We start from the raw sequence: 6,867 nt of genomic DNA, 5'->3' as shown, positions 1-6,867 counted from the left end.
CGCTGGCCCTGCCCCCGCATGCCGTGAGGGTCACAGCCGCCAGTGCGGTGAGCGCGGCGGCAACGGAGCGACGACGCGAGAGTAGCCGAAGGCTGCGAGACATAGGGGTAGACCCTTTCCTACTGCCCCGCCGACACCGGTTTAACAGGTGAGGACGGGGTGAACAACGGTTATCGGAGGAGATCTGCCGTGAACAACGATGACGGCAGTGGCGCATCTGCGGCGAGAGCCGCCGGGGTCCGGGCATATCGGCGAGAGAAGTAGAGCGCGCGCCAGTCTACTGGTTAGGTGGGTATGCCGCGCAGACGTGCCCGTTATGTTATCGACGACAGTAGACGTCTGCGATGACGAGGCAACCGACTGCGATCAACGCCAATTCATGGCGGACCTGCGGGACAACACTCGACGACACGGGCAGACTGTAGCAGAGCGGGATGAACCACCGCGACCTACCGAGGATTCGAGGGGACAGGTGACACCATCGCCGAGCGATTCCGTGGGAGGTGGCGGGCAGCCGGCGGACCGGCCTCATGCTCCGGACCGCAGACGCCGCGAATTCCCCGGGATCAGCACCCGGGCCTGGGAACATCCGGCCGATCGCACCGCACTGGTGGCATTGCGCACGTTCGCCGGATTCGACACCGTGCTGCGCACCCTGTCGGGGCTACTGCGCGAACGTCAGCACCGGCTGATGTATCTGGCGACGGCGGTGCGCGTGGACGAACGGCAGTTCAAGACCCTGCACGAGCTGCGCGCGGACGCCGTGCGCATCCTCGACGCGTCGGTCACACCGGAGATGTTCGTGCTGCAGGATCCGGACGCCAACGCGTTCACCATCGGCATGGACACCCCGTTCGTCGTGCTGACCACCGGGCTGATCGAGCTGATGGATGTCGAGGAGCTGCGGTTCGTGGTCGGGCACGAACTCGGCCACGCGCTGTCCGGGCATGCGGTGTACCGCACGATGCTGATGCATCTGCTGAACTTCGCGGCCAGCTTCGGCTGGATGCCGGTGGGCGGCTGGGCGGTGCGCGCGATCGTGGCGGCGCTGATGGAGTGGAGCCGCAAGTCCGAGCTGTCGGGCGATCGGGCCGGACTGCTGTGCGGGCAGGATGTGGAGGCCTCCGTGCGGGTGCATATGAAGCTGGCCGGCGGGGCGATGGTCTCGGAGATGAGCCATGCGGCGTTCCTCGAGCAGGCCGACGACTACGACCGCACCGGCGATCTGCGCGACGGTGTGCTCAAACTGTTGAATCTGGAGTTGCAGACGCACCCGTTCTCGGTGCTGCGGGCGGCCGAGCTGCGGCGCTGGATCACCTCCGGCGACTACGACCGCATCCTGTCCGGCAGCTATCCGCTGCGCGATCAGGACAAGAACATCCGGATCAGCGAGGAGATCCGTGACGCCACCCGCGCGTACCGAGAGAACTTCGACGCCTCGGAGGACCCCCTGATCCGCACGGTGCGCAACCTCGGCCGCGACGTCGGGTCCGCGGTCAGCACCGTGGGGCAGGAAGTCGGTCAGACGGTCTCGAAGATCGGGAAGAAACTCGGTCTGTGATCCCGGCCACAATCGGGCCGGAGGACGACGGGAGGCTTACTCCTCCTCGACCTCCGGCGGGCTCTCGAGCAGATCCAGAACCCACTCGTCCGCGGCGGTCGCCTCGCCGTCCTCGTCTTCCTCGATCCGCAGCCGGTTGCTCAGGCGTACGCCCAAACCGAGCACCTGAGCGGCCCGGACCATCTCGAGGGCTTCCTCGGGGGAGGTGATGTGGGTGACGATCAGACGGGGGGACTCGTCTGTCTCGTCGGCCTCCAGCAGCTGCGTGATCTCAGCAAAATCCTCATCGGTTGGCATGGATCGGAGCGTACCCCGGGCAACCGACACCGTGCAGTGCGTTCGTCTCGACACCGGGACGGCAGGCCGGCGCGGCGGTTGAGTTCAGCGGTGAACTTCACCGGGGGGCTGGTATGTCCATCTGGACCTACTAGGCTGGGCCTGTGCATCGCATTGCTGGATGGTGGGACGGGTTCGAATTATGGGTCGCGGGCCTGCCGTTTCTACCGCAGTTCGCGATCGTGCTGATCGGGATGGTCCCGGTCAGCTTCGCCATCGCCTACCTGCTGGATCGCGGTCTGCGCAGCGTGCTGCGCGTGCTCGGCCGCGACCGGTCACAGGCGAGCAGGCCCAAGTCCCGGCCGCGCGAGACCGGGCCGGGGCCGGACAGCGCCGAGGACGAGCCGGACGGGCCCGAGTTCATCGGGCCCGAACCGTTCACCGACTCACCGACCCCGTTTTCCGGCGCCGCGCGCTCGCGACAGAAAGAAACGGTGTGATGCCTCGCTCCCGGGTGCAATTGGCCCTGATCGCCCTGCTCGTCCTGGTCGTCGTGGCCTGGTTGCTCACGCGCTGAGTTCGCCTGCCCCGCCGCCCAGTGCTGGCGTGCTCGCCGACGCGGGCACATGATGGTGACTATGCCGTCCTATGACGAACCGCTGAGCGACGCCCCCGACGCCCTCCTCGCCGAGGATACGACACCCCATGCTGTCGCCCACGACGATGATGTCTCCTCCGCCGTCGACCACCCCAGCCCGGACGAGTCCCCTGTACGGCGCGACGCCCTCGGCGACGTCCCGGATGACCAGCTCACGGCCGGATACCTGCCGAGCGCCACCGGATTCACACACAAATCGGCGTTTCCGCCCATCGACGACTACGCGTTCCTGTCCGACTGTGAGAGCAGCTGCCTGATCGCCCGCAACGGGTCGGTGGAGTGGATGTGTCTGCCGCGCCCGGACTCCCCCAGCGTGTTCGGCGCGATGCTGGACCGCAGCGCCGGACATTTCCGGGTCGGCCCGTACGGAGTGAACGTCCCGGCCGCGCGACGCTACCTCCCGGGCGGAATGATCGTGGAGACCACCTGGCAAACCGACACCGGCTGGCTGATCGTGCGCGACGCGCTGGTGCTCGGGCCGTGGCACAACAACGATAAGCGCAGCCGCACCCATCGCCGCACCCCGCGCGACTGGGACGCCGAGCACATGCTGCTGCGCACGGTGAAATGCGTGAACGGCGTCGTGGAGCTGGAGGTCAGCTGCGAACCGGCCTTCGACTACCACCGCGCACCCGCCCTGTGGGAGTACACGGGTGAGGTATACGAGCAGGCCACCGCAACCTGCGAGGGCGAAGCCGCCTGCACGAGTATCACTCTCACCACCGACCTGCGCCTGGGCCTGGAGGGTCGCGAGGCCCGCGCCCACACCCGGATGCAGGAGGGCGATTCGGTATACATCGCCCTGTCGTGGTCGGAACTGCCCGCGCCGCGCACCTTCGCCGAGGCGGCGGAGAAGATGTGGGCCACCTCGGAGTGCTGGCGGCAGTGGATCACCCTCGGCAAATTCCCGGATCACCCGTGGCGCGGCTACCTGCAGCGCAGCGCCCTCACGCTCAAGGGCCTGACCTTCGCCCCGACCGGCGCGCTGCTCGCCGCCGCCACCACCTCGCTCCCGGAAACCCCTGGCGGGGAACGGAACTGGGACTACCGCTACGCCTGGGTGCGCGACTCCACCTTCGCCCTGTGGGGCCTGTACACGCTCGGCATGAACCGCGAGGCCGACGACTTCTTCAACTTCCTGCACGACGCGGCGACCACCGGCAACGGGGAAATCCTGCCGTTGCAGGTGCTGTACGGCATCGGCGGCGAGCGCACGATCACCGAATACGAGCTGGGTCATCTGCGCGGCTACGACGGCGCGCGCCCGGTGCGCATCGGCAATGGCGCGTACAACCAAGAGCAGCACGATATCTGGGGCACCATTCTGGATTCGGTGTATCTGCATGTGAAGTCACGTCAGCAGGTCCCGGAGACGTTGTGGCCCGTGCTGGAAAAGCAGGTGCAGGCCGCGATAACGCACTGGCGCGACCCCGATCGCGGCATCTGGGAGGTACGCGGCGAGCCACAGCATTTCACCTCCTCCAAGGTGATGTGCTGGGTGGCCCTGGACCGCGGCGCCCGCCTGGCCGAACTGCACGGCGAAACCGATTTCGCCAAGAAATGGTCAGACCTGGCCGACGAGATCCACGCCGACATCCTCGACAACGGCGTCAACGCCGACGGTGTGTTCACCCAGTCCTACGGCAGCGACACCCTGGACGCCTCCCTGCTTCTGGTGCCGCTGCTGCGCTTCCTGCCGCCCGACGACCCCCGGGTCGTCAAGACCGTCCTGGCCATCGCCGACAACCTCACCGACCAGGGCCTGGTCCTGCGCTACCGCACCGACACCACCGACGACGGCCTGTCCGGCGTCGAGGGCACCTTCACCATCTGCTCGTTCTGGCTGGTATCGGCCCTGGTGGAGATCGGCGAACTGCAACGAGCCCGGCACCTGTGCGAACGCCTCCTGGGCTACGCGAGCCCGCTGGAGCTCTACGCCGAGGAGATCGACCCGCGCACCGGCCGCCACCTGGGCAACTTCCCCCAGGCCTTCACCCACCTGGCCCTGATCAACGCCCTCACCCACGTCATCCGCGCGGAACAGAAGATCACCTCCGGCGAATTCCACCCCGCCCACCGAACGAACTGACCACTGCGGCTAACCGCGCCCGGCGCCCAAGGCGTCGGCGCGTTCGCGGATCTCCCGCAGGCGCACCAGATTCGACTCGATCTCCGAGAGGCGGCGGTCGCGGATCGGGCCGGACTGCTCGGCCGCGGCCTCCTCGGCGGCGCGCAGGGATTCGTCGACCGACCGCAACGTCTGGTTGGCGATCTCGGTGAAGTAGTCGCGCAGGGTGCGCTGGACGCCGCGCAGGCGGTTGCGCGATTCCCGGCTCACCTGGAAGACGACGTCGTCCATCAGGCGGGCGACGGCCATCTTGGCCTCGGCCTGGCGGCGTTCGCGCCGCAGCCTGCGGTCCTCCCACAGGGCGTTGAGGCCCAGCAGGACCGCGGCCGCACCCGAATACCAGTTCACCGGCGGGATGTGCATCACGGCCGCCAGCAGCACGCCGACCATCAGCAGGCCGCCGTAGGAGCCGCGCATCACATTCAGGATCGGTTGGACCACACCGATTTTCGCGGTCGTCAGGGGTTCCAGGGAGGTGACCGGCTCGAGCGCCTCGGCCGGATTCTCCAGGCGCAGATCCGGTAGCCCGGTCTCGTGCTCGCCCTCGGGGAATTTGGCCGCCACCTCCTCGGCCAGCTCCACCGAGCGGTAGTGCGCGATGACGAAGTTCTCCTCCACCGCCTCGCCGATGCGCGCGTCCAGATCGGCGCCGAATTTCGCCCAGCGCCGGGCCGGATCGCGCCGCAGGATCTCGGCCTCGGCGTCACGGGTCAGGCCGCGCAGGCGCTGGCGCAGATCGTGCTCGATATCGGCCATCAGATCCGAGCAGCCGTCGGCCAGGGTGACCTGCCAATTGGCGGTGCGCTGGCGCAGATCGTCGGCCTCGGCCCGGGCGGCGCGCAGGCGCTCGGTGATCTCGGACAGCCGGCGCGGGTCACGCACCGTCTCGGCCTCGCTGCGCAGCGTCAGGGCCAGATGATCGGTGATGGTGCGGATGTCGCGCACCGCGGCATCCCGGGCCAGCCCGTCCGCGCGCCGCAGCACATATTCGCGCAGATGGTCGACCAGTTGCGGCACACCGGATTCGACGTCCCGGCGCTGATCCCCCGCCGCCTGCAGATGCCGCTCGGCCGAGATCGGGGCGACGGCGAATCCGAGTCCGGCCTCGTCGAGCAGCTCGCGGTTGCGCTGCTGCACCCGCGACCAGGTCGCATACCGATCGATCTTGTTCAACACGCAGATCACCGTCGGGCAGACCTGCTGGATGCGCGCGAGCAGCACGATCTGTTCGGGGGTGTACTCGTTCCCGGCGTCGGTCACATACAGCACCGCGTCGGCGGCGGCGATCAGCGACCAGGTAGCCGGCGTATCGGCGGGGGCGCCGGGCGCGTCCATCACCACGAAACCCTCGGCCAGCAGTGGGCTCGGATCGGTGAACTCGGCGCGGATCACCCCGTCGGCGGAGAAGGCGGCGCCCGGATTCAGCGGATCCACCGGCAGCCGTTCGGTGCGTCCACCGGGCAGCGCGCGGACCAGGGTGGCGGTGGACTGCGGTCCGTACTCGGCGATCACCGGCACGCTCACCGGGCTGCCGGTCGCGCTGACCATGGTCCCGACCAGGCCGTTGACCAGGGTGCTCATCCCGTTCTTGGGCTGGCCGACGACCACCAGGCGCACTCGGGGATCAGCGACCCGGGCTCGGGACATGTTCAGGCGCGCGGTCAGATCGGCGCGGGCGGCGGCTCGGGTGAGTCCGAGCAGCTCGTCCAGTTGCCCGAGGAGCGGCCTCATGGCGTCGGGGTGTTTGGCCGCGGATTCCAAGGTCGTCACCGCCGCACCCCACTGTGGTTCGTCACGACGGCCGCCGCCGCGTCGATGTGCGCGTTCACAGCGAAGCCCTGCCGGTAGTCGGCTCCACCGTGACCGGAGGTGCTGTGTCCATGATTCCGTCGTCCATCATTCCGATCCGTCACAGTGCGGTGTGCAGGTCGAGGACCGAGTGGTCCGGGATGTGCGCGAAGGCCGGGGTGGTCGCCGGCGTCAGCCCGGCCGAGAACAGGCCGGCATGCAGCCCGTCGTGACCTGCCCATGGGGATGTCTCGTTCGAATCCATAAGGTGTGCAGCGGGTCTCATCGGCATCTGCGGCATGATGGTGACCGGCGGCTGCATCGGCATGTGCGGTGCGGTGTGCGCGTCGGGCATGGAGCCGCCTGCTCCGGGACCGGGGTTGATCATGGCGTTCGGCTGGCCCTCGTGACTGGGCATGGACGGCTCGTGGCGGGGCGCGGGCATCTCACGCGGCG

Annotated in this window: 7 protein-coding genes; 3 read left to right on the top strand and 4 right to left on the bottom strand. The window is 68.4% G+C overall.

Going from position 1 to position 6,867, the window contains the following annotated elements; translation table 11 throughout:
- Window positions 1–319 precede the first annotated feature (319 nt).
- Entirely contained in the window at window positions 320–532 is a 213-nt protein-coding gene (locus JZ791_RS46955; protein WP_368858355.1) for an Ms4533A family Cys-rich leader peptide, read from the bottom strand.
- Here JZ791_RS46955 and JZ791_RS43175 point away from each other — a divergent pair.
- On the top strand, window positions 473–1,561 hold the full coding sequence (locus JZ791_RS43175; protein ID WP_308163490.1) for a M48 family metallopeptidase: 1,089 nt from the start codon (window positions 473–475) through the stop codon (window positions 1,559–1,561). The two genes, JZ791_RS46955 and JZ791_RS43175, sit on opposite strands and share 60 nt — an antisense overlap.
- A 36-nt stretch (window positions 1,562–1,597) precedes the next feature.
- On the opposite strand, the gene JZ791_RS43170 is transcribed toward JZ791_RS43175, so the two are convergent.
- Window positions 1,598–1,858 carry a hypothetical protein gene (locus tag JZ791_RS43170; protein WP_216903610.1) on the bottom strand — a complete coding sequence of 87 codons (261 nt, stop codon included), beginning with the start codon at window positions 1,856–1,858 and terminating at the stop codon, window positions 1,598–1,600.
- 143 nt (window positions 1,859–2,001) lie between these two features.
- Between JZ791_RS43170 and JZ791_RS43165 the strand changes: the two genes are divergently transcribed.
- Together JZ791_RS43165 and JZ791_RS43160 are read left to right on the top strand one after the other, a co-directional pair.
- Window positions 2,002–2,337: a hypothetical protein gene (locus JZ791_RS43165; RefSeq protein WP_216903618.1), complete on the top strand. Its 336-nt coding sequence runs from the start codon at window positions 2,002–2,004 to the stop codon at window positions 2,335–2,337.
- Window positions 2,338–2,475: 138 nt separating this feature from the next.
- Window positions 2,476–4,584 (top strand): glycoside hydrolase family 15 protein, encoded by a 2,109-nt coding sequence (locus JZ791_RS43160; RefSeq protein WP_254207348.1) that lies wholly within the window; start codon window positions 2,476–2,478, stop codon window positions 4,582–4,584.
- Window positions 4,585–4,593: 9 nt separating this feature from the next.
- Here JZ791_RS43160 and JZ791_RS43155 read toward each other — a convergent pair whose 3' ends face one another.
- Window positions 4,594–6,393, bottom strand: a complete 1,800-nt coding sequence (locus tag JZ791_RS43155; RefSeq protein ID WP_308163489.1) for a P-loop NTPase family protein — start codon at window positions 6,391–6,393, stop codon at window positions 4,594–4,596.
- Between the two features lie 139 nt (window positions 6,394–6,532).
- A partial coding sequence (locus JZ791_RS43150) for a hypothetical protein (RefSeq protein ID WP_438804641.1) occupies window positions 6,533–6,867 on the bottom strand: 335 nt, incomplete at its 5' end.

It is taken from the genome of Nocardia alni, from assembly GCF_019038435.1.
Taxonomy (GTDB): Bacteria; Actinomycetota; Actinomycetes; order Mycobacteriales; family Mycobacteriaceae; genus Nocardia; species Nocardia alni.
This window is presented reverse-complemented; position numbering and strand designations above follow the sequence as displayed.